The organism is Pseudomonas sp. GL93 (assembly GCF_003408955.1).
In the GTDB taxonomy this organism is placed as follows: Bacteria; Pseudomonadota; Gammaproteobacteria; order Pseudomonadales; family Pseudomonadaceae; genus Aquipseudomonas; species Aquipseudomonas paracarnis.
Genome location: NZ_NKRF01000133.1, coordinates 18111 through 40535, shown reverse-complemented (window position 1 = coordinate 40535; position 22425 = coordinate 18111). Strand labels below are relative to the sequence as shown.

Below are 22425 nucleotides of genomic sequence, written 5' to 3'. Positions count from 1 at the left end.
CAAGTTGCGGCTTTTGGGCGGCGCTAAACAGCTGATTCTGCTTCATTTTCTCGCGCCCATAAAAAAGGACTCCGAGGAGTCCTTTTTTTCAGCGTGAAGCCTGCGGGTGATTAAACGCCCGAAGCCTTGGCTGCTGCTACGTCCTTGATGGACAGCTTGATACGGCCGCGGTTGTCCACGTCCAGTACCAGCACTTCCACTTCCTGGCCTTCTTTCAGAATGTCGGTCACTTTCTCAACGCGAGCATCGCTCAGCATGGAGATGTGAACCAGACCGTCTTTGCCTGGGAGGATGTTGACGAACGCGCCGAAGTCGACAATGCGCTCAACCTTACCGACGTAGATCTTGCCGATCTCGGCCTCAGCGGTGATACCCAGGACGCGCTGGCGTGCAGCTTCAGCCGCTTCCTTGGTTTCGCCGAAGATCTTGATCGAACCGTCGTCTTCGATGTCGATCGAAGCCTTGGTTTCTTCACAGATCGCACGGATGGTCGCGCCGCCTTTACCGATGACATCACGGATTTTGTCGGTGTCGATTTTCATCGCGATCATGGTCGGAGCATTTTCCGACAGTTCGGTGCGGGACTGACCAATGATCTGGTTCATCTGGCCGAGGATGTTCAGGCGCGCTTCCAGGGCTTGGCCCAGGGCGATTTCCATGATCTCTTCGGTGATGCCTTTGATCTTGATGTCCATCTGCAGCGCGGTCACACCTTTGGCGGTACCGGCTACTTTGAAGTCCATGTCGCCCAGGTGGTCTTCGTCACCCAGGATGTCGGTCAGGATGGCGAACTTCTCGCCTTCTTTAACCAGGCCCATGGCGATACCGGCAACCGGTGCCTTCATTGGCACACCGGCGTCCATCAGAGCCAGGGAAGCACCGCAGACCGAAGCCATGGAGCTGGAACCGTTGGACTCGGTGATTTCCGATACAACACGGATGGTGTACGGGAACACGTCAGCAGCAGGCAGCATGGCCTGAACCGAACGACGGGCCAGACGGCCGTGACCGATCTCGCGACGACCTGCACCGCCCATACGACCACACTCGCCCACCGAGAACGGAGGGAAGTTGTAGTGCAGCATGAAGGGGTCTTTTTTCTCGCCTTCCAGGGTGTCCAGCAGTTGTGCGTCACGGGCAGTACCCAGGGTCGCAACGACCAGGGCCTGGGTTTCGCCACGGGTGAACAGCGCCGAACCGTGAGTCTTCGGCAGAACGCCGACTTCGATGTTCAGCGGACGCACGGTGCGGGTGTCGCGACCGTCGATACGTGGCTTGCCGTTAACGATGTTTTCGCGAACGGTGCGGTATTCGATCTCACCGAAAGCAGCTTTGACTTCGCTGGAAGAAGGCTGGCCTTCTTCGCCGGACAGCTTGGCGACGACCTGGTCCTTCAGCTCACCCAGGCGAGCGTAACGGTCGGCCTTGACGGTGATGGTGTAGGCGTCGGAGATGGCAGCGCCGAACTCGGAGCGGATAGCGCCCAGCAGTTCGGTGGCTTCCGGGGCAGCAGCCCAGGTCCAGGTCGGCTTGGCAGCTTCGGCAGCCAATTCTTTAACCGCGTTGATCACAACCTGGAACTCGTCGTGAGCAAACAGTACGGCACCCAGCATCTGGTCTTCGGTCAGCTCTTTGGCTTCCGATTCAACCATCAATACGGCTTCGGACGTACCGGCAACGACCATGTCCAGGCTCGATGCTTTCTGTTGCTCGTAAGTCGGGTTCAGCAGGTAGCCGGTGCTTTCGTGGAACGCAACGCGGGCAGCGCCGATCGGGCCATCGAAAGGAATGCCGGAGATGGCCAGGGCAGCCGAGGTACCGATCATCGCAGCGATGTCCGGATCGGTCTTCTTGCTGGTGGAAACGACGGTGCAGACAACCTGCACTTCGTTCATGAAGCCTTCTGGGAACAGCGGACGGATCGGACGGTCGATCAGTCGGGAAGTCAGGGTTTCTTTCTCGGAAGGACGGCCTTCGCGCTTGAAGAAACCGCCAGGGATCTTACCGGCAGCGTAAGTCTTTTCCTGGTAGTGAACGGACAGAGGGAAGAAGCCCTTGCTCGGGTCAGCGGTCTTGGCGCCAACAACGGTCACCAGTACGGTCACGTCGTCGTCAACGGTAACCAGCACTGCGCCGGAGGCTTGACGGGCGATACGGCCTGTCTCGAGGGTAACGGTCGACTGACCGAACTGGAATTTTTTGATAACCGGGTTCACGGTGTCCTACCTTCTTTGTGGCTCTTGGGGGAACTTGTCTTCTTGCGAAATTCTTGGGCAATGCCGGGAATCGGCCCGACGCTCGTCCAGGGTAAAACGTGTATCCAGATAAAACTTGAGGCTGGGAGCCTACCACGGGCCAACGGGAATCCCGATGACACGCGGCAGACAACCAACCTCTAGCGCAATCGCTTATTAGCGACGCAGACCCAGGCGACCGATCAGAGTCTGATAACGACCCAGATCCTTGCCTTTCAGGTAGTCCAGCAGCTTACGGCGCTGGTTTACCATGCGGATCAGACCACGACGGGAGTGGTGGTCTTTACCGTTGGCCTTGAAGTGACCTTGCAGTTTGTTGATGTTGTGGGTCAGCAGTGCAACTTGCACTTCTGGCGAACCAGTGTCACCAACAGCTTGCTGATAGTCAGCTACGATTTGTGCTTTTTCTTGAACGTCGAGAGCCATGAGGCAATCCTTTTTTCAGGAAACCACCCAAAGGGCAGTTTCAACAGGCCAGGGACAAATCCCTGTATCTAAAAATGAGTGTTGACCATGCCTGTTAACAGCCACACTCGTCCCAGTTTGCGTAAAAGCTACTGCGCTCGGTAATCCTGCGTCAAAAACAGGCTCGGAATGCTCATTAACAGCAGTTAACTCCGCTTCCTCGCCTGTTTTTTCCTTGTCTTACCTTCGCTCGCTACGCTTTTACCACAAACTGGTTCCGGTCATTCTGACCGAATCAGCCGACGCGGCGCGATGCGCCCGTCTTCGCTCACTTCACCGATACCGATAAAGCGACCGTTATGATCCTGTACTCGCACCATGCCGAACTTCGGGGCATCCGGGGCGCGTACCGGCTGGCCGTTGAGCCAATAGAACGCGCTGTGCTCCGAGAAGTGCAGCAATGGCCAATCCAGCAAACCGCTGTCCGATGGCATCAGGAAGCGATCAACCGCTTCGTTGCCGCCTTCGGCGTGCACCGCTTCCAGCTCTTCCAGCGTGACCGTCTGGGCCAAGGTGAAAGGTCCGGCTTGTGTACGTCGCAGTTCTGCAACGTAGGCGCCGCAACCGAGCTTTTCACCAATATCTTCCACCAGGGTACGGATATAGGTGCCTTTGCTGCAGTCCACGGCCAAACGGGCAGTGTCGCCTTCACAAGCGAGCAATTCCAAGCGCGCAATAGTAACAGAACGCGGTTCGCGCTCCACTACTTCGCCCGCACGTGCCAGCTTGTAAAGTGGCTGACCATCGCGCTTGAGTGCCGAGTACATCGGCGGTATCTGACTGATTTGCCCACGAAAAGCGGGTAAAGCAGCTTCGATATCCGCACGACCAACGGTCACGTCGCGAACCTGCAAAACATCACCTTCGGCATCTGCCGTGGTGGTGGTCTTGCCCAGTTGCATCAGGGTTTCGTAACCCTTGTCGGAATCAAGCAGGTATTGCGAAAACTTGGTGGCCTCGCCAAAGCACAACGGCAATACACCGGTGGCCAATGGATCAAGGCTGCCGGTATGCCCGGCCTTCTCGGCATTGAGCAGCCAGCGAACCTTCTGCAACGCGGCATTGGAGGTAAAGCCAATGGGTTTGTCGAGCAGAATGATGCCACTGACGTTGCGACGGATACGTTTGACCTGAGCCACCGCTTACTCCTTGGCGTCTTCAGGTGTGGACGGATGCTGGCTGTCTTCAGCCACGGCGCGTTCGATCAGGGCCGACAGGTGCGCGCCACGCACGACGCTTTCGTCGTAGTGGAAGTGCAACTGTGGAACGCTGCGCAGCTTCATTTCACGGGCCAACTGCATACGCAGGAAACCTGCGGCGGAGTTGAGCACCTTGATGCTTTGCGCGATTTCTTCGCTGTTGTCCTGCCCCATCACGGTGATGAAGATCTTGGCGTGACCCACGTCACGGCTCACTTCAACAGCGGTAATGGTGACCAGGCCAACGCGTGGGTCTTTGACTTCGCGGCGGATCAGTTGGGCCAGCTCACGCTGCATCTGATCGCCGATACGCTGGGTACGGCTGTATTCTTTTGCCATGTCTTGTTACCTGTTACTGCCACACGGTGAAACCCGTGGGGTCTGAAAGCGGCAAACGCCCGGCCTGACAAAAGCCAGACCGGGCGTTGCGTTTAGAGTCCTGACGCTGCGCGGGGCATCTGCATGCCCACACGCTGCGCGGCTCCTGAAGTGCGCGAGTTAGAGGCTGCGAGCAACCTGAACCTTCTCGAAGACTTCGATCTTGTCGCCAACCTTGACGTCGTTGTAGCTCTTGACGCCGATACCGCATTCCATGCCGGCACGTACTTCGGCAGCGTCATCCTTGAAGCGGCGCAGGGATTCCAGCTCGCCTTCGAAGATAACGATGTCTTCACGCAGTACACGGATTGGACGGTTACGGTACACAGTGCCTTCAACCACCATACATCCGGCAATCGCACCGAATTTCGGCGAGCGGAACACGTCACGCACCTCGGCGATACCCAGGATGTTCTCCCGGACGTCGCTGCCAAGCATACCGGTAAGGGCTTTCTTGACGTCTTCGATGATGTCGTAGATGACGTTGTAGTAACGCATGTCCAGGCCTTCCTGCTCGACGATCTTGCGAGCGCCAGCATCGGCACGCACGTTGAAGCCGAACAGTACAGCGTTGGAGGCCAGTGCCAGGTTGGCGTCGGATTCGGTGATACCACCGACACCGCCACCGACAACGCGCACTTGCACTTCGTCGTTACCCAGGCCGTTCAAGGCGCCGTTCAATGCTTCGAGGGAACCACGAACGTCAGACTTGAGGACGATGTTAAGCGTCTTCTTCTCTTCCTGACCCATGTTCTCGAAGATGTTTTCCAGCTTGCCGGCGTGAGCACGGGCCAGCTTGACTTCGCGGAACTTGCCTTGACGGAACAGAGCCACTTCACGGGCTTTCTTCTCGTCAGCCACTACGCTCATCTCGTCGCCAGCGTCCGGCGTACCGTCCAGGCCGAGAATCTCGACTGGGATGGCAGGACCTGCTTCCTTGATTGGCTTGCCGTTCTCGTCGAGCATGGCACGTACACGGCCGTAGTTCGAACCGACCAGTACCATGTCGCCTTGGCGCAGAGTACCGTCTTGGACCAGCACGGTGGCAACCGGGCCACGGCCCTTGTCGAGACGGGACTCAACCACGACGCCACGGCCAGGAGCCGATGGAGTAGCGGTCAGTTCCAGGACTTCGGCTTGCAACAGGACCGCTTCGAGCAGCTCGTCAACGCCGGTACCCATTTTCGCCGAGACCGATACGAATGGCGTCTCGCCACCCCATTCCTCGGACGTCACGCCGTGAACCGACAGTTCGCTACGGATGCGATCGAGATCGGCGCCCGGCTTGTCGATTTTGTTCACGGCAACGACCAGAGGAACACCGGCAGCCTTGGCGTGCTGGACAGCTTCAATGGTCTGCGGCATTACGCCGTCGTCCGCTGCAACCACCAGGATCACGATGTCGGTCGCCTTGGCACCACGGGCACGCATTGCGGTAAACGCGGCGTGACCTGGGGTGTCGAGGAAGGTGACCATGCCGCGCTCGGTTTCAACGTGGTATGCACCGATGTGCTGAGTAATACCACCGGCTTCGCCTGCGGCAACCTTGGCACGACGGATGTAGTCGAGCAGGGAAGTCTTACCGTGGTCAACGTGGCCCATTACGGTCACAACCGGCGCACGGGAGACCGCCTCACCTTCAAACTTCAGGGACTCGGCCAGGGAATCTTCCAGGGCGGTGTCGCTGACCAGGGTCACTTTGTGGCCCAGCTCTTCAGCAACCAACTGGGCAGTTTCCTGGTCCAGTACCTGGTTGATGGTGGCTGGAGTGCCCAGCTTGAACATGAACTTGATGATTTCAGCAGCCTTGACCGACATCTGCTGGGCCAGATCGCCCACAGTGATGGTCTCGCCGATCTTCACTTCACGCACGACAGGGCCGGTTGGGCTCTGGAAACCGTGGGCGTTGCGTTTCTTCAGCTTGGCTTTGCCGCGACCACCACGACGGAAGCCATCGCTTTCTTCGTCGGTGGTACGTGGGGCAACGCGTGGTGCAGGCGCTTTCTCTTTGACCGAGGCGCGGTGCGGAGCGTTTTTACGCTCGCCATCGCCACCACCACCGCGACGATTGTTGTCGTCAGCACGTGGTTTGTCCGGACGACGAGGCTCGTCGCGCTTGCGGGCGTCTGCTGCAGGAGCAGGTGCGGCGGCAACCGGGGCGGCCTCACGCACAGCTTCAACAGGGGCGGCGACCGCGTCAGTGGCAGCAGGTTGCGCAGCAGCAGGCTGGCGACGCGCTTCTTCTTCGGCGCGACGCTTGGCTTCTTCTTCAGCCTTCTGACGTGCAGCATTTTCTACTGCGCGACGTTCTTCCAGCTCGCGTTTGCGCTCGGCTTCGATTTCTTCCGGGCTGCGCTGTACGAAGACTTTCTTCTTGCGTACTTCAACGCTGATGCTCTTGCTACCCGCAACCCGCAGGGTGCTGGTGGTTTTGCGCTGCAATGTAATCTTGCGCGGTTCTTCCACTTTCGCCTTGTGGCTGCTCTTCAAGTGAGTCAGCAAAGACTGCTTCTCACTATCGCTCACACCTTCATCGGCGGCGGTGTGCGGCAGACCTGCCTCACGCATCTGCTGCAACAGGCGCTCTACCGGTGTTTTGACCTCATCGGCCAGTTGTTTCACCGTGACTTGCGTCATGCACTTCTCTCCTCAGGCCGCGCCTAATTACTCGAACCAATGGGCTCGGGCGGCCATGATCAACTTGCCGGCACGATCTTCGTCAATGCCGTCGATGTCGAGCAGATCGTCAATAGACTGCTCGGCCAGGTCTTCGCGGGTAATTACGCCGCGCACCGCCAGTTCCATCGCCAAATCCTTGTCCATACCCTCAAGCGAGAGCAGGTCTTCGGCCGGATGGGCGTCTGCCAGCTTTTCCTCAGTAGCGATGGCTTTAGTCAACAAACGATCCTTGGCCCGAGCGCGAAGCTCGTTGACGGTGTCTTCGTCAAAGCCGTCGATGTTGAGCATTTCTTCCAACGGTACGTAGGCAATCTCTTCCAGGCTGGTGAAGCCTTCATCTACCAGTACCTGTGCCAGGTCTTCATCGACTTCCAACTCTTCGATGAAGTTGCGCAGGATGTCACCGGTTTCAGCTTGCTGCTTAGCCTGGATGTCCGATTCGGTCATCACGTTCAGGGTCCAGCCGGTCAGTTGGCTGGCCAGACGCACGTTCTGACCACCACGACCAATGGCCTGAGCCAGATTGTCTGCGCCAACGGCGATGTCCATTGCATGGGCATCTTCGTCAACGATAATTGCCGCCACTTCAGCCGGCGACATGGCGTTGATCACGAACTGCGCCGGGTTATCGTCCCACAGGACGATATCCACACGCTCACCGCCCAATTCGCCCGACACTGCCTGGACGCGCGAACCGCGCATACCGATGCAAGCGCCTTGCGGGTCGATGCGTTTGTCCTTGGAGCGGACCGCGATCTTGGCACGCGAACCCGGGTCACGGGACGCAGCCATCACTTCGATCAGGCCTTCGGCGATTTCCGGCACTTCGATACGGAACAGCTCGATCAGCATTTCCGGCGCGGTCCGCGACAGGATCAACTGCGGGCCGCGGTTCTCGGTGCGGATTTCCTTGAGCAGCGCACGCAGACGCACGCCGACACGGAAGGTTTCGCGAGAGATGATGTCTTCGCGGGCCAGCAACGCTTCGGCGTTGTTGCCCAGGTCGACGATCACGTTGTCGCGGGTAACTTTTTTCACGGTGCCAGAGATGATTTCACCCAGGCGTTCGCGGTAGGCGTCAACGACTTGAGCGCGCTCGGCTTCGCGAACCTTCTGCACGATGACCTGCTTGGCGGTCTGTGCAGCAATACGGCCGAATTCGATCGACTCGATCTTTTCTTCGACAACATCGCCAACCTGAGCGCCCGGATGCGTTTGCGCAACCTTGCTTGGCCAGGTTTCGATGGCCGGATCATCAAGATCGTCCTCTTCGACCACCGTCCAACGACGGAAAGTCTCATAGGCACCAGTGTGGCGGTTGATTTCCACACGCAGATCTACTTCGTCTTCAAAACGTTTCTTGGTAGCAGTGGCCAGGGCCAGCTCCAACGCTTCAAAAATCACGCTTGCCGGTACACCCTTTTCATTGGATACCGACTCAACAACCAGCAGTACTTCTTTGCTCATCGTACGCCTCGCCTTTCGCAAGCCATTGGATCCGCGGGATCCGCGTCTCAGTCAAAACTGGGAATAATGTTGGCCTTGTCGATCATATCGATCGGCAACAGGAACTCGTGGTCTTCTACCTGCACCACGACATCCTGCTCTTCTACACCGCGCAGAAGGCCCTGAAAGTTGCGTCGCCCTTCAAAGGGGGAGCGCAGCTTGATCTTCACTTGTTCACCGGCATATTTAGCAAACTGCTCGATAGTGAACAGTGGGCGTTCCATGCCTGGCGAGGAAACTTCAAGGGTGTATTCAACGGAGATCGGATCTTCAACATCCAGCACACCGCTGATCTGACGGCTGACAATGGCACAATCGTCCACCAGCACGCCGCCCTCTTTATCGATATAAACGCGCAACATTGAGTGGCGACCTTGAGCCGAAAACTCAATACCCCAGCATTCATAGCCTAGGGCCACGACCACCGGGGCCAACAAGGCCTGCAACTCTTCTAGCTTGCTCGACACCTGAACCCCCTCGTGCATGTATGTGCATGCTGTGCAAAATAAAAAAATGGGCGAAACGCCCATCCTTGAAACGCCGTCGAACAGCGGCGTTGAAAGTGTCCAGCTAACAAAAAGCCCCTTAAAAGGGGCTCCGCTAAAACTGGTTGCGGGGGCCGGATTTGAACCGACGACCTTCGGGTTATGAGCCCGACGAGCTACCAGACTGCTCCACCCCGCGACAAAGCTGGGGCGGAAGTATACGACCGATCCCTTACAGGGTCAATGTAACCTTCCACCTACAAGAAAGCCCGCAACAGCGGGCTCTCCTGATAATTGGTACCGAGAAGGGGACTCGAACCCCTACACCCTATGGGCACAACCACCTCAAGGTTGCGTGTCTACCAATTCCACCACCTCGGCAATACAGCGCTTACAACCCTTCTTACTTTTGCTCTTGAGCTGGAGGTACGTCAGTCGCTGGAGTAGCCGACTTTTGCTCTTGAAGCACCGGGACATCATCAGAAGCCGGTTTTGCTTTTGGAACTTCCAACACCGCTGGGTTTGGCAAACCTACTTGAGTCAGCACATGAGCTTTCTCTTTAGCAAAGTAACCTAACCCTAAGCTGGTTATGAAGAAACCTGCGGCAAGTATAGCAGTAAACTTACTAAGAAAGGTAGAGGAACCTTGGCTTCCGAACACAGTATTTGAAGCACCTGCACCGAAAGACGCACCAGCATCCGCACCTTTACCCTGTTGCAGCAAAACCAGAGCAACTACGCTCAGGGCAGCCAACAGATGAAAAACGACTACGACTGTTTCCAGCATTTTTTCAGTTTCCCGCGGCGCGACAGATCGCACCGAACTCATCTGCATTCAGGGAAGCTCCACCAATGAGCCCCCCATCGATATCCGGCATGCCGAACAGTTCGACCGCATTGGCCGCCTTCACGCTGCCGCCGTATAGAAGCCGCACACCTTGTGCGACCTCAGAATTCTCTGCCGCCAACTGCGCGCGGATGGCTGCGTGCACATCCTGCGCCTGTTGCGGTGTAGCAGTCAGCCCGGTGCCAATGGCCCAGACCGGCTCGTAAGCAATGACCGCCTTTGCAAATGCACCAACACCCAGCTCCTCGATGATGCTGCCCAGCTGACGCGAGACAACTTCAAGAGTCTTGCCCGATTCGCGCTGCTCAAGGGTCTCCCCTATGCACAACACCGGAATCAAGCCACAAGCCTGTGCCGCGGCGAACTTGCGGTTGAGCGTCCCATCCCGCTCGCCCATCATCTGGCGACGCTCGGAGTGCCCGACAAGCACATAGGAACAACCCGCATCAACCAGCTGACTCGGCGAAATCTCGCCGGTCAACGCACCTTGCATCGGCTCTACCGCAGAGTTCTGCGCGCCGACCTGGATCGACTTGCCCTTCAAGCCATCAACCACTTGGTTGATATGCAAGCAAGGCGGGAACACCGCGACGTCAACACCGCTAGGCAAGGCCAAGTGACGAAGGCCATTGATCAGCTCAGCGACACTGGCGCGGGTACCGTGCATCTTCCAGTTACCAGCTACCATAGTGCGACGCATGCTGTACCCCGTCGGTCAAAGTGGGCGCAGATGTTACCCAACCACATCATCACTGGCAAGCCGAATTCAGGCGCAAACTTCAGTTACCAGTTTTGCCAGGTCTTCGGCATGGCCGCGAACCTGCGTTTCGTCCTCACCTTCGACCATCACACGCACCAGCGGCTCTGTGCCGGACTTGCGCAGCAACACGCGCCCGCGCCCCGCCATTGCCTGGGTCACGCGCTCGCAGGCCTCTTTGACAGCAGGGTGCTCGATGGGGTTTTCGCCACCGGCAAAACGCACATTGAGCAGCACTTGCGGACACTTGCGCAGGGCTTGACGCGCCTGGGCCAGGCTCTCCTCGCGGCGACGCAGGGCGAGCAGCACCTGTAGTGCGGCGATGATAGCGTCACCCGTGGTGGTGTGCTGGAAGCAGACCACATGCCCGGAATTCTCACCGCCAACCAACCAGTTACGCTCCAGCAGTTCGGCGATCACATAGCGGTCACCGACATTGGCGCGAATAAAAGGAATCCCCAGTTCTGCCAACGCCAATTCCAGCCCGAGATTACTCATCAGGGTGCCGACCACGCCACCTTGCAGCTTGTTACGCTCATGCAGGTCACGGGCAATGATGAACAACAGGTCATCACCATCCACGATCGTGCCAGTGTGATCCACCATCAGCACACGGTCGCCATCGCCATCAAAAGCAATGCCCAGGTCCGCATGTTCAGCCAGCACAGCAGCCTGCAGCTGCTCCATGTGGGTAGAACCGCAATTGTCGTTGATGTTCAAGCCGTTGGGCTGAGCCGACAGCACGGTGACCTGTGCGCCCAACTCCTTGAAGACGCTCGGCGCTACCTTGTAGGTCGCACCATGGGCGCAATCGACAACAATCTTCAAGCCTGCGAAATTAGTGCTGCTCGGGACGCTGCTTTTACAGAATTCGATATAGCGACCTGACGCGTCGTTAATGCGCGACACCTTGCCCAGCTTGCTGGACTCGACCACCGTCATCGGCGCATCCAGCAGCTCTTCGATCATCAACTCGATCTCGTCAGGCAGCTTGGTGCCCTGCCCCGAGAAAAACTTGATGCCGTTGTCATCATGAGGATTGTGGGAGGCGCTGATCACAATACCGGCTTCAGCGTGGAAGGTACGCGTCAGGTAAGCGATCGCCGGCGTGGGCATAGGGCCCAACAGCATCACATCAGCCCCGGCGGCGGACAATCCGGCCTCCAGCGCAGACTCAAACATGTAGCCCGAAATACGGGTGTCCTTGCCCACCAGGATGCGACACGCGCCCATGCTGCGGAACGCCATGCCTGCAGCCCAACCCAGCTTGAGCATGAAATCAGGGGTGATCGGGAATTCGCCGACCCGACCACGAATGCCGTCGGTGCCAAAATATTTTTTAGTCATAAGTGCTCCATCATTCTTATTCGGCTGATTCTACAGCAGCGAGCATGCGCACCACATCGACCGTTTCGGCGACATCATGCACACGCAAAATACGTGCGCCCTTGGTCACGGCAAGCGCCGCAAGCGCCAGCCCGCCATACAGGCGCTCGCCGACCGGGCGATTCAAGGCGAGCCCTATCATGCTCTTGCGCGAAACACCGACCAACAGCGGGCGACCAAGGGCATGCAAGGCTTCCATGTGTTTGAACAGGCTTAGATTGTGCTGCAGGGTCTTGGCAAAGCCAAACCCCGGATCGAGGATGATCTGCTCAGGCGCAATACCCACCGCCACACACTGGGCAATCCTCTCAGCAAGAAACCCACTCACCTCGCCGACCAGATCGTCGTAATGCGGATTGTCCTGCATGTTGCCGGGCTCACCCAGCATATGCATCAGGCAGACAGGCAAGCCGGTAGCAGCGGCCGCATCAAGGGCGCCATCGCGCTGAAGCGAACGCACATCGTTGATCAACCCAGCTCCGAGCCGCGCAGTTTCGCGCATTACTGCCGGGGTGGAGGTGTCTACCGAGATGATGACATCCAGCTCACGGGCAATACGCTCAACCACGGGCGCCACCCGCTCCAGCTCCTCCAAAGGAGAAACAACACGAGCGCCGGGGCGGGTGGATTCCCCTCCTACATCAATCAGCGTCGCACCGGCAGCCACCATCGCCTCGGCGTGGCGCAACGCGGCATCCAGCTGGCTGAAGCGGCCACCATCGGAAAAGGAGTCAGGGGTTACATTGAGAATGCCCATGACATGCGTCCGGGCCAAATCAAGAACCCGGTTGCCGCAAGGCAACCGGGTAGAGGACAAAGCAGAAGTCATTTCAAACCTTAGTGATCAGCTGCCGGGCCGCCGATAGGCGTTTCAGGGCGCTCATTCTGCACCACAGGCGGAGTGCCCGAAGTACCCGAACCACCTTCCCAGTCGCGCGGCTCACGCGGCGTACGGCCCGACATGATGTCATCGATCTGGTCGGCATCGATGGTTTCGTACTTCATCAACGCATCAGCCATGGCGTCCAGCTTGTCACGGTTGTCAGTCAAAATCTGCTTGGCAGTGCCGTAGCACTGGTCAATGATGCTACGAACCTCGGAATCGATCAGCTTGGCTGTCTCACCTGAGAAGCTGGCGCTTTGCCCACCGCCGCCACGCCCCAGGAACACTTCGCCTTCTTCTTCGGCGTACATCAATGGGCCGAGTTTTTCCGACAAGCCCCACTTGGTCACCATGTTTCGCGCAATCTGGCTGGCACGCATGATGTCATTGGAGGCGCCAGTGGTCACACCGTCGAAGCCAAGGGTCATTTCTTCAGCAATTCGGCCGCCATACAGCGAGCAGATCTGACTGATCAGCGCACGCTTGGAGAGGCTGTAGCGATCCTCTTCCGGCAGGAACATGGTCACACCGAGTGCCCGACCACGGGGAATGATCGACACTTTGTAGACGGGGTCATGCTCAGGCACAACACGACCTACAATAGCGTGACCGGCTTCGTGATAAGCGGTGTTCTGCTTCTCTTTCTCGGACATGACCATGGATTTGCGCTCAGCGCCCATCATGATCTTGTCTTTTGCCAATTCGAACTCTTTCATTTCAACGATGCGCTTGCCAGTACGGGCAGCGAACAGCGAAGCCTCGTTCACCAGGTTCGCCAAATCAGCACCGGAGAAGCCGGGAGTACCGCGTGCGATCACGCCCGGAGCCACGTCGTCACCCATCGGTACCTTGCGCATGTGTACTTTCAGGATCTGCTCACGGCCACGAATGTCCGGCAGACCGACCACAACCTGACGGTCGAAACGGCCCGGACGCAGCAACGCAGGGTCGAGAACGTCGGGACGGTTGGTTGCGGCGATGACGATAATGCCGTCATTCATCTCGAAACCATCCATCTCTACCAGCAATTGGTTGAGGGTCTGCTCACGCTCATCGTGACCACCACCCATGCCCGCGCCACGATGGCGACCGACGGCATCGATTTCGTCGATGAAGATGATGCATGGCGCGTGCTTCTTGGCCTGCTCGAACATATCGCGAACACGGCTGGCGCCGACGCCGACAAACATCTCGACGAAGTCAGAACCGGAAATCGTGAAGAAAGGCACCTTGGCTTCGCCGGCAATCGCCTTGGCCAGCAAGGTTTTACCGGTACCCGGCGGGCCCACCATCAGCACACCGCGAGGGATACGGCCACCCAGGCGCTGGAACTTGCCCGGATCACGCAGGAACTCGACCAACTCGCCGACTTCTTCCTTGGCTTCGTCGCAACCTGCAACGTCAGCCAGGGTGGTCTTCACCTGGTCTTCGGAGAGCAGGCGTGCCTTGCTCTTACCGAAGCTCATCGGCCCGCCCTTGCCTCCCGCACCACCTTGCATCTGGCGCATGAAGAACATGAACACGGCGATAATCACCAGGATCGGGAAGCTGGCCACCAGGAGCTGGGTCCAGATGCTTTGCTGTTCAGGCTGCTTGCCTTCCACAACGACCTTGTTATCCACCAGGTCACCGATGAGACCGTTGTCCTGAATGGCAGGACGAATGGTCTTGAAGCTGTCGCCATCGTTGCGCTTACCGGTAATCACGTAGCCATCAACCGCTACGCGCTCGACCTTGCCATCCTTAACTTGCTGGATGAAGTCGGAATAGTTGAGGGTCTGCGGCTCGTTAGGGCTGGAGAAGTTGTTCATCACCGTCACCAGGACAGCCGCGATGATCAACCACAGGATCAGATTCTTTGCCATATCGTTCAATTAACTACCCTCTGAAGCAAGCTCCGCTACTGGCGCGCGCTTCGCATGATATTCACCGGCCTAACTTACTACATTACCTACAACTCTGGCAGGCGCCGTCTGTAACCCTTTGTGAAACTTTGACCACTCAATATTCGTAAAGCTTGGTGACGAAAGCGATATAAAAAAACCTATCGCCCTCCTCGAATTTCTCAAAAACGCTCTTCGCTCGCAGCGCCTTCTACGCCGCGGAAGCCACGGCACAGCAGATACTGCTCCCTGGACCTGTCACGGGAAGAGTCCGGTTTGCGGGTCTGCACCTTGTCGAACAACTTGCGAATGTTCTTGTGGTACTCGTCGAAACCTTCGCCCTGGAAGACCTTCACCAGGAAATCGCCACCCGGACGCAACACCCGACCTGCCAAATCCAGCGCCAGTTCACACAGGAACATGGCACGCGGCATATCAACAGCCGGTAATCCACTCATATTGGGGGCCATGTCGGAAATCACAAGGTCTACCTGCGAATTTCCCACAGCCTCCAGGATCTCGGCCAATACTTTGTCCTCGGTGAAATCGCCGTGAACAAAGGTCACGTCCGGGATGCTGTCCATCTCGAGGATGTCGGAAGCGATCAATCGGCCTTGCCCACCAATCAGACGACTGGTCACCTGGGACCAGCCACCGGGGGCCGCGCCGAGATCGATAACGCTCATGCCTGGACGGATCAATTTGTCCTTGTCCTGGATCTCCAGCAGCTTGTAGCTGGCCCGGGAACGGTAGCCGTCCTTTTGCGCCTTTTTGACGTAAGGATCATTGAAATGTTCTTGTAGCCACTTAAGGCTGGTTTTGGAACGGGCCACGGGCCACCTCGAAAAATAAAACGGGTCGTGATTAACTGGGCGGTCCCGGACTCGCTCGGGTAAACTGGCCGCCGCTTTTTACAAGATCAGACGCAGGGGTCAGATTATGCCGCTCACTCAAGAGCAGAAGAAACAGTACAAATCCATTGGCCACCATCTGAAACCAGTTCTGATTGTGGCAGACAACGGTTTGACTGAGGGTGTGCTAGCCGAATTCGAGCGTGCACTGAACGATCACGAACTGATCAAGATCAAGGTCAACATCCTTGATCGCGAAGCGCGCCTGGCCGCCGTTGCAGAACTGTGCAAGGTGGGCAAAGCGGACCTGGTTCAGGTCATCGGCAAGATGGCGCTGTTGTATCGCAAGAACTTCAGCGTCAACAAGCAACTGTCGAACGTTCATCGCTTCAAATGATGAAAAGGGTCAAGGGCGTGCTTCGCGCGCCCCGCCACTCCATCCCGGCGCAGGTTGCATAACCAGCACCAAGCCAGAGAACCCTAGCACAAGATAGCTGAACAACTGCCAGCGCAACGCTTGCGGCAGCCATACATGCACCACGCAAAACATTGCGCATGCATACAGCGCCATCAACAGCAGTTGCCCGCGAATATCCCGCCACAAACTCTTCAAGCCTTCGGCCTTGATCAGCACCAACACCTGAAGCATCACGCACGCCGCCGCAAAACCCACCAGCAGCGCACTCAGCAATCCGTCGATCTCGTCGATCAGCAGCGGCGCCAGGCCAATCAGGCCCAACGCCGGCAACACACCAATATGTAACAGCCATAGACCGCCCACCCAAAGCATCTGAGAGAGCTGCCAAAGCATGGCGCCCGCACGCAGCGGGCGCCGTCTTTCAGATGTGACGAACTTCGACAATCTCGTACTCAATGACGCCGCTCGGCGTTTTCACGGCAACGACGTCGCCTTCTTCCTTGGCAATCAAGGCGCGAGCAATCGGCGAGCCGACAGAGATCTTGCCTTGCTTGAAGTCAGCCTCATCCTCACCCACGATCTGGTAGGTCACGCTTTCGTCGGTCTCGACGTTGGCGATTTCCACGGTCGTGCCGAAAATCACCTTACCGGTATGCGGGATGGTGGTGACATCGATGATCACCGCATTCTGCATACGGCCTTCGATGTCACGAATCCGCGCCTCGACCATACCCTGCTGCTCGCGAGCAGCGTGGTATTCGGCGTTTTCCTTCAAGTCGCCCAGCTCGCGGGCCGTACCGATGTCCTGGCTCAGCTTTGGACGTACGACCTTGGTCAGATGGGCGTGTTCCTCTTCCAGGGCCTTGGCGCCCTGGACGGTCATTGGGTATTTGATCATGCCTTCAATCCTGCGTGTAGATCCTGCAAGCGACGCACGGTCTTTTCCGGACCGAACTTCAGCGCTTCACAGATAGCTTCGCCAGCAGCAATGGTAGTGGTGCAGTAAATCTTGTGCTGCAAGGCATTACGACGAATGGAATAGGAGTCCGCGATCGACTGACGACCTTCGGTGGTGTTGATGATCAGGGTGACTTCGTCATTCTTGATCATGTCGACCACATGCGGACGGCCTTCCGTCACCTTGTTCACGCGACGTACTTTCAGGCCGGCAGCTTCGATCAGCTTGGCGGTCCCGGCGGTAGCCACGACTTCAAAGCCCAAGTTGATCAGATCGCGGGCAACCCCTGCAACCAGTGGCTTGTCGTCATCACGCACGCTGATAAACGCAGTACCACCGGTCGGCAGCACTTCGCTGGCACCCATCTGGGCCTTGGCAAACGCTTCACCGAAGGTATCACCCACGCCCATCACTTCACCGGTGGACTTCATCTCTGGGCCCAGGATCGGGTCCACGCCAGGGAATTTGGCGAACGGGAACACCGCCTCTTTCACACTGTAGAAGTTCGGAATGATTTCCTTGGTAAAGCCGATTTCCTTCAGGGTCTTACCAGCCATCACACGTGCAGCGATCATGGCCAGGGACACACCGATGCACTTGGACACGAACGGTACGGTACGCGAAGCACGCGGGTTGACTTCAATGACGTAGATGTCTTCGCCTTGCAGCGCCAACTGTACGTTCATCAGGCCGACAACGCCCAGTTCCAGGGCCATCTTCTTGACCTGCTCGCGCATCTCGTCCTGGATGTGCGCCGGCAGCGAGTACGGCGGCAGCGAGCATGCGGAGTCACCAGAGTGAACACCGGCTTGTTCGATGTGCTGCATGATGGCGCCGATCACTACGTCAGTACCGTCGCACACCGCGTCCACGTCCATTTCGATGGCGCAGTTGAGGAAGTGATCCAGCAGCACCGGGCTGTCGTTGGAGACTTTCACCGCATCACGCAGGTAGCGTTTGAGTTCTTCTTCTTCGTAGACGATTTCCATCGCCCGGCCGCCCAGTACGTAGGACGGACGCACCACCAGCGGGTAGCCGATCTTGCTGGCCGCGCGGATGGCTTCGTCTTCGCTGCGCACGGTGGCGTTCGGCGGCTGACGCAGGTTCAAGCGCTCAACCATCTGCTGGAAACGCTCACGGTCTTCGGCACGGTCAATCGCATCCGGGCTGGTACCGATGATCGGCACGCCAGCGGCTTCGAGGGCACGCGCCAGCTTCAGCGGGGTCTGGCCGCCGTATTGGACGATTACGCCTTTAGGCTTCTCGACGCGGCAGATTTCCAATACGTCTTCCAGCGTTACCGGCTCGAAGTACAAGCGGTCGGACGTGTCATAGTCGGTGGAAACCGTTTCCGGGTTGCAGTTGACCATGATGGTCTCGTACCCGTCTTCGCGCAGGGCCAGGGCGGCGTGTACGCAGCAATAGTCGAACTCGATGCCCTGGCCGATACGGTTCGGACCGCCACCCAGGATGATGATCTTGTCGCGGCCTGTCGGCGCGGCTTCGCACTCTTCTTCATAAGTTGAGTACATGTAGGCCGTGTCGGTGGCGAATTCTGCGGCGCAGGTGTCAACGCGCTTGTAGACCGGGAAAATATCCAGCTTGTGGCGATGAGTACGCAGGTTCTTCTCGGTCACACCCAGCAGCTTGGCCAGACGCTGGTCGGAGAAGCCTTTGCGCTTGAGGCGGAACATCAAGTCGCGATCGATAGACGACAGGCCAAGCGTCTTGACCTTCTCTTCTTCCTTGATCAGATCTTCGATCTGCACCAGGAACCACGGGTCGATCATGTTCATGCCGAAGATATCTTCGACGCTCAGGCCGGCACGGAAGGCGTCAGCCACATACCAGATACGCTCAGCGCCCGGCACGGTCAGCTCGCGCTTGAGGATGCTCATGCTTTCCGGGTTGCTCAGGTCGAGCTTTTCGTCCAGGCCGCAAACGCCGACTTCCAGACCGCGCAGCGCTTTCTGCAGGGATTCCTGGAAAGTACGGCCGATTGCCATGACTTCACCGACAGACTTCATCTGGGTGGTCAGGCGCGCATCAGCCTTGGCGAACTTCTCGAAGGCAAAGCGTGGCAGCTTGGTCACAACGTAGTCGATAGACGGCTCGAAAGACGCCGGCATAGCGCCGCCGGTGATTTCGTTTTGCAGCTCGTCCAAGGTGTAGCCGATAGCCAGCTTGGCAGCGATACGCGCAATCGGGAAGCCGGTGGCTTTCGAGGCCAGCGCAGAAGAACGCGATACACGTGGGTTCATCTCGATCACGACCATGCGGCCGGTGTCCGGGCAGATGCCGAACTGAACGTTGGAACCGCCGGTTTCAACGCCGATCTCGCGCAGTACCGCCAGGGAGGCGTTACGCAGGATCTGGTATTCCTTGTCGGTCAGGGTCTGCGCCGGAGCTACGGTGATCGAGTCACCGGTGTGCACGCCCATCGGATCGAAGTTTTCGATGGAGCAGACGATGATGCAGTTGTCCTTCTTATCGCGGACAACCTCCATCTCGTATTCTTTCCAGCCGATCAGCGATTCGTCGATCAGCAGCTCTTTGGTCGGCGACAGGTCCAGGCCACGCGCGCAGATCTCTTCGAACTCTTCACGGTTGTAAGCGATACCACCGCCGGTGCCACCCATGGTGAAGGACGGACGGATGATGCATGGGAAGCCCAGGGTCTCGAGGACCGCGTTGGCCTCTTCCATGCTGTGGGCGATACCGGAACGCGGGCACGCCAGGCCGATGGACTTCATGGCCTTGTCGAAACGCGAACGGTCTTCAGCCTTGTCGATGGTGTCGGCATTGGCACCGATCATCTCTACGCCGAACTTTTCCAGGACGCCTTCGCGCTCCAGGTCCAGGGCGCAGTTCAGAGCGGTCTGGCCGCCCATGGTTGGCAGCAGTGCGTCAGGACGCTCTTTCTCGATGATCTTGGCAACCGTCTGCCACTTGATCGGCTCGATGTAGGTGGCGTCAGCCATGGCCGGGTCGGTCATGATGGTCGCTGGGTTGGAGTTCACCAGGATGACGCGGTAGCCCTCCTCGCGCAGGGCTTTACAGGCCTGGGCGCCGGAGTAGTCGAATTCGCAGGCCTGGCCGATCACGATCGGGCCAGCGCCGAGAATCAGGATGCTTTTTATGTCTGTACGTTTTGGCATGGGTTTGTCACTCAAATCCGCAGGTCAGTCGGCAAGCCGTCTTGAACAATCTTTGAAGAGCCTGTGGGGGCCACCGCAATCCGGGGCCGCCCGCAGGCCACTCAGTCAGCGTCGCTTGGCCATCTCATTGATGAAACGGTCGAACAGCGGCGCTACGTCGTTCGGGCCCGGGCTGGCTTCAGGGTGGCCCTGGAAGCTGAACGCGCTCTTGTCGGTGCGCTCGATGCCCTGCAGGGAACCGTCGAACAGCGACTTGTGAATGGCGCGCACGTTGCTCGGCAGGGAGGCTTCATCCACCGCAAAACCGTGGTTCTGGCTGGTGATCATCACAACGCCGGTGTCCAGATCTTGTACCGGGTGGTTGGCACCGTGGTGGCCGTGCCCCATTTTCAGGGTCTTGGCGCCGGAGGCCAAAGCCAGCAGCTGGTGGCCAAGGCAGATACCGAACACCGGAATCTCGGTCTCCAGCACATCCTTGATGGCCTGGATAGCGTAGTCGCATGGCTCAGGGTCACCCGGGCCGTTGGACAGGAACACACCGTCCGGCTGCATTGCGAGCACATCGCTGGCAGGGGTTTGCGCGGGCACCACGGTCACGCGGCAACCGCGCTCGACCAGCATGCGCAGGATGTTGTACTTGACGCCGTAGTCATAGGCGACCACGTGGTAAGGCAGATCGGCAGCCTCGATAGTCGCGTGGCTGTCGGTCTTCAGATCCCACACAGTGGAACGCCATTCGTACTTCTCTTTGACGCTGACGACTTTCGCCAGGTCCATGCCCTTCAGGCCAGGGAAGCCTTGCGCCGCGGCAATCGCCGCCTCTTCGGAGATATTGTCACCGACCATGATGCAGCCGTTCTGTGAGCCTTTTTCACGCAGGATGCGCGTGAGGCGGCGCGTATCGATACCGGCGATCGCCACAACGTTATTGGCTTTCAGGTAATCGGACAGCGACATCGTGTTACGCCAGTTGCTCGCAACCAGTGGCAGGTCACGAATCACCAGGCCCGCCGACCAGACACGATCAGACTCGACATCTTCCGGCGTAGTGCCGGTGTTGCCGATGTGCGGATAGGTCAGGGTAACGATCTGTTGGGCGTAGGAAGGATCGGTAAGGATTTCCTGATAGCCGGTCATGGCGGTGTTGAACACCACCTCTCCAACGGTTTGACCGTCGGCTCCAATGGCTTCGCCGCGAAAAATGCTGCCATCAGCAAGGGCGAGTATGGCTGGCTTAGTCAAGAAGACCTCCCGTAAATAAAGCCTGAAAGGGCGATCGCAGGTTGTAAAAAAGCGGAGTGACGTATGGACACGTCACCCCGCTTCTTCACTGAATTATTCTGCGCGCTTTTAGTGGACACACTAAAGCTGTAGCTTACAGAAAAAGGCTTTTTTGGTCCACCGCTAATGAGCCTTAAAGGCAGGAGAATGCGACAGGACGTCGCTTAGCGGGTAAAAACGGGGCTACAGGATAATCCTGAGGCCCCGTTTTAGCTACTGCTTAGTGCAGGTCCAGCACGTCACGCATGTCGTACAGGCCCGACTCACGTCCTTCCAACCAGAGTGCAGCACGCACCGCGCCCTTGGCGAAAGTCATGCGGCTGGAGGCTTTATGGGTGATTTCCAGGCGCTCGCCCTCGGTAGCAAACAGCACCGTGTGATCACCAACCACATCACCACCGCGCACAGTGGCAAAACCAATGGTGTCACGCGCGCGCACACCGGTATGGCCCTCACGCCCGTACACCGCCACTTTCGACAGATCGCGACCCAGCGCATCCGCGATGGCTTCGCCCATGCGCAACGCAGTACCCGAAGGCGCGTCGATCTTGTGGCGATGATGGGTCTCGATAATCTCGATATCCGCCTCATCCCCCAGCACACGCGCCGCCAGGTCCAGCAATTTCAGCGACAGGTTTACGCCCACGCTGAAATTGGCCGCGAAGACGATCGGAATATCCTTGCCCGCCTCCACCAGCAACTGTTTCTGCTCGGCATTCAAACCGGTCGTACCGATCACCATGGCCTTGCCTGCCTTGCGGCAGAAGGCCAGATTTTTCAGCATCACTTCCGGCAGGGTGAAGTCGATCAGCACGTCGAACTCGTCAGCCACCTGCTCGAGGTTGCCAGACAGCGAAACACCGATGCGACCCAACGAGGCCAACTCACCTGCGTCCGCGCCGATCAACGTACTGCCTGGGCGAACAATCGCCGCCGTCAGCCCGGAGGCCGGCGAGCGCTGCTGCACCGCCTCGACCAGCGTCTTGCCCATGCGCCCGGCAGCGCCCATTACGGCTATACGTCGCATATTCAAATC

19 protein-coding genes and 2 tRNA genes are annotated in these 22425 nt (G+C 58.1%); 1 reads left to right on the top strand and 20 read right to left on the bottom strand.

Annotated features, from left to right (window positions below):
* Nucleotides 1–110 precede the first annotated feature (110 nt).
* The 15 genes from pnp to rlmE form a co-directional block, all read right to left on the bottom strand.
* On the bottom strand, nt 111–2216 hold the full coding sequence (gene pnp, locus CER19_RS27500) for a polyribonucleotide nucleotidyltransferase (protein ID WP_003194180.1): 2106 nt from the start codon (nt 2214–2216) through the stop codon (nt 111–113).
* Between the two features lie 195 nt (nt 2217–2411).
* Nucleotides 2412–2681: a 30S ribosomal protein S15 gene (gene rpsO / locus CER19_RS27495; RefSeq protein ID WP_003177875.1), complete on the bottom strand. Its 270-nt coding sequence runs from the start codon at nt 2679–2681 to the stop codon at nt 2412–2414.
* Between the two features lie 260 nt (nt 2682–2941).
* A complete protein-coding gene (gene truB, locus CER19_RS27490) occupies nt 2942–3859 on the bottom strand; it encodes a tRNA pseudouridine(55) synthase TruB (RefSeq protein WP_005791476.1) in 918 nt (305 codons plus the stop codon).
* Between the two features lie 3 nt (nt 3860–3862).
* Complete coding sequence (rbfA, locus tag CER19_RS27485; protein ID WP_003176137.1) at nt 3863–4258, bottom strand: 30S ribosome-binding factor RbfA; 396 nt, start codon at nt 4256–4258, stop codon at nt 3863–3865.
* 159 nt (nt 4259–4417) lie between these two features.
* The gene (infB, locus tag CER19_RS27480; RefSeq protein WP_116668673.1) at nt 4418–6934 is read right to left on the bottom strand and encodes a translation initiation factor IF-2; all 2517 of its coding nucleotides are present in this window, start codon (nt 6932–6934) and stop codon (nt 4418–4420) included.
* Nucleotides 6935–6961: 27 nt separating this feature from the next.
* The gene (nusA, locus tag CER19_RS27475; RefSeq protein WP_057703317.1) at nt 6962–8443 is read right to left on the bottom strand and encodes a transcription termination factor NusA; all 1482 of its coding nucleotides are present in this window, start codon (nt 8441–8443) and stop codon (nt 6962–6964) included.
* A gap of 47 nt (nt 8444–8490) precedes the next feature.
* Entirely contained in the window at nt 8491–8949 is a 459-nt protein-coding gene (rimP, locus tag CER19_RS27470; protein ID WP_032873230.1) for a ribosome maturation factor RimP, read from the bottom strand.
* A gap of 140 nt (nt 8950–9089) precedes the next feature.
* Nucleotides 9090–9166: transfer RNA gene (locus tag CER19_RS27465), tRNA-Met, on the bottom strand.
* 96 nt (nt 9167–9262) lie between these two features.
* Nucleotides 9263–9348, bottom strand: a tRNA-Leu gene (locus CER19_RS27460).
* A 22-nt stretch (nt 9349–9370) separates the two neighbouring features.
* Nucleotides 9371–9754, bottom strand: a complete 384-nt coding sequence (gene secG, locus CER19_RS27455) for a preprotein translocase subunit SecG (RefSeq protein ID WP_003194191.1) — start codon at nt 9752–9754, stop codon at nt 9371–9373.
* A gap of 4 nt (nt 9755–9758) precedes the next feature.
* Nucleotides 9759–10514: a triose-phosphate isomerase gene (gene tpiA, locus CER19_RS27450; RefSeq protein WP_003194193.1), complete on the bottom strand. Its 756-nt coding sequence runs from the start codon at nt 10512–10514 to the stop codon at nt 9759–9761.
* Between the two features lie 66 nt (nt 10515–10580).
* Nucleotides 10581–11918 (bottom strand): phosphoglucosamine mutase, encoded by a 1338-nt coding sequence (gene glmM / locus CER19_RS27445; RefSeq protein WP_003194195.1) that lies wholly within the window; start codon nt 11916–11918, stop codon nt 10581–10583.
* A gap of 16 nt (nt 11919–11934) precedes the next feature.
* Nucleotides 11935–12786, bottom strand: a complete 852-nt coding sequence (gene folP / locus CER19_RS27440) for a dihydropteroate synthase (RefSeq protein WP_054898020.1) — start codon at nt 12784–12786, stop codon at nt 11935–11937.
* 8 nt (nt 12787–12794) lie between these two features.
* The gene (gene ftsH / locus CER19_RS27435; protein WP_116668672.1) at nt 12795–14705 is read right to left on the bottom strand and encodes an ATP-dependent zinc metalloprotease FtsH; all 1911 of its coding nucleotides are present in this window, start codon (nt 14703–14705) and stop codon (nt 12795–12797) included.
* Nucleotides 14706–14905: 200 nt separating this feature from the next.
* Complete coding sequence (gene rlmE / locus CER19_RS27430; RefSeq protein WP_014719954.1) at nt 14906–15556, bottom strand: 23S rRNA (uridine(2552)-2'-O)-methyltransferase RlmE; 651 nt, start codon at nt 15554–15556, stop codon at nt 14906–14908.
* Nucleotides 15557–15662: 106 nt separating this feature from the next.
* Between rlmE and CER19_RS27425 the strand changes: the two genes are divergently transcribed.
* Nucleotides 15663–15971, top strand: a complete 309-nt coding sequence (locus tag CER19_RS27425) for a YhbY family RNA-binding protein (protein ID WP_003176146.1) — start codon at nt 15663–15665, stop codon at nt 15969–15971.
* Between the two features lie 9 nt (nt 15972–15980).
* On the opposite strand, the gene CER19_RS27420 is transcribed toward CER19_RS27425, so the two are convergent.
* The 5 genes from CER19_RS27420 to dapB all read right to left on the bottom strand — a co-directional run bounded on the left by CER19_RS27420 (nt 15981) and on the right by dapB (nt 22416).
* Nucleotides 15981–16385 (bottom strand): MFS transporter, encoded by a 405-nt coding sequence (locus CER19_RS27420; protein WP_116668671.1) that lies wholly within the window; start codon nt 16383–16385, stop codon nt 15981–15983.
* A gap of 28 nt (nt 16386–16413) precedes the next feature.
* A complete protein-coding gene (gene greA, locus CER19_RS27415) occupies nt 16414–16890 on the bottom strand; it encodes a transcription elongation factor GreA (protein ID WP_005791494.1) in 477 nt (158 codons plus the stop codon).
* The gene (gene carB, locus CER19_RS27410; RefSeq protein WP_003194205.1) at nt 16887–20108 is read right to left on the bottom strand and encodes a carbamoyl-phosphate synthase large subunit; all 3222 of its coding nucleotides are present in this window, start codon (nt 20106–20108) and stop codon (nt 16887–16889) included. The genes greA and carB overlap by 4 nt, the downstream gene beginning before the upstream one ends.
* Nucleotides 20109–20213: 105 nt before the next feature.
* Entirely contained in the window at nt 20214–21350 is a 1137-nt protein-coding gene (carA, locus tag CER19_RS27405; protein ID WP_003194208.1) for a glutamine-hydrolyzing carbamoyl-phosphate synthase small subunit, read from the bottom strand.
* 259 nt (nt 21351–21609) lie between these two features.
* A complete protein-coding gene (gene dapB, locus CER19_RS27400; RefSeq protein ID WP_116668670.1) occupies nt 21610–22416 on the bottom strand; it encodes a 4-hydroxy-tetrahydrodipicolinate reductase in 807 nt (268 codons plus the stop codon).
* Between the last annotated feature and the right edge of the window lie 9 nt (nt 22417–22425).

Coding starts and splice junctions, on each gene's coding strand:
- rpsO (WP_003177875.1), bottom strand. CDS start 2,681: ATGGCTCTCGACGTTCAAGAAAAAGCACAAATCGTAGCTGACTATCAG.
- rbfA (WP_003176137.1), bottom strand. CDS start 4,258: ATGGCAAAAGAATACAGCCGTACCCAGCGTATCGGCGATCAGATGCAG.
- infB (WP_116668673.1), bottom strand. CDS start 6,934: ATGACGCAAGTCACGGTGAAACAACTGGCCGATGAGGTCAAAACACCG.
- nusA (WP_057703317.1), bottom strand. CDS start 8,443: ATGAGCAAAGAAGTACTGCTGGTTGTTGAGTCGGTATCCAATGAAAAG.
- secG (WP_003194191.1), bottom strand. CDS start 9,754: ATGCTGGAAACAGTCGTAGTCGTTTTTCATCTGTTGGCTGCCCTGAGC.
- tpiA (WP_003194193.1), bottom strand. CDS start 10,514: ATGCGTCGCACTATGGTAGCTGGTAACTGGAAGATGCACGGTACCCGC.
- glmM (WP_003194195.1), bottom strand. CDS start 11,918: ATGACTAAAAAATATTTTGGCACCGACGGCATTCGTGGTCGGGTCGGC.
- folP (WP_054898020.1), bottom strand. CDS start 12,786: ATGACTTCTGCTTTGTCCTCTACCCGGTTGCCTTGCGGCAACCGGGTT.
- ftsH (WP_116668672.1), bottom strand. CDS start 14,705: ATGGCAAAGAATCTGATCCTGTGGTTGATCATCGCGGCTGTCCTGGTG.
- CER19_RS27425 (WP_003176146.1), top strand. CDS start 15,663: ATGCCGCTCACTCAAGAGCAGAAGAAACAGTACAAATCCATTGGCCAC.
- CER19_RS27420 (WP_116668671.1), bottom strand. CDS start 16,385: ATGCTTTGGCAGCTCTCTCAGATGCTTTGGGTGGGCGGTCTATGGCTG.
- greA (WP_005791494.1), bottom strand. CDS start 16,890: ATGATCAAATACCCAATGACCGTCCAGGGCGCCAAGGCCCTGGAAGAG.
- carB (WP_003194205.1), bottom strand. CDS start 20,108: ATGCCAAAACGTACAGACATAAAAAGCATCCTGATTCTCGGCGCTGGC.
- dapB (WP_116668670.1), bottom strand. CDS start 22,416: ATGCGACGTATAGCCGTAATGGGCGCTGCCGGGCGCATGGGCAAGACG.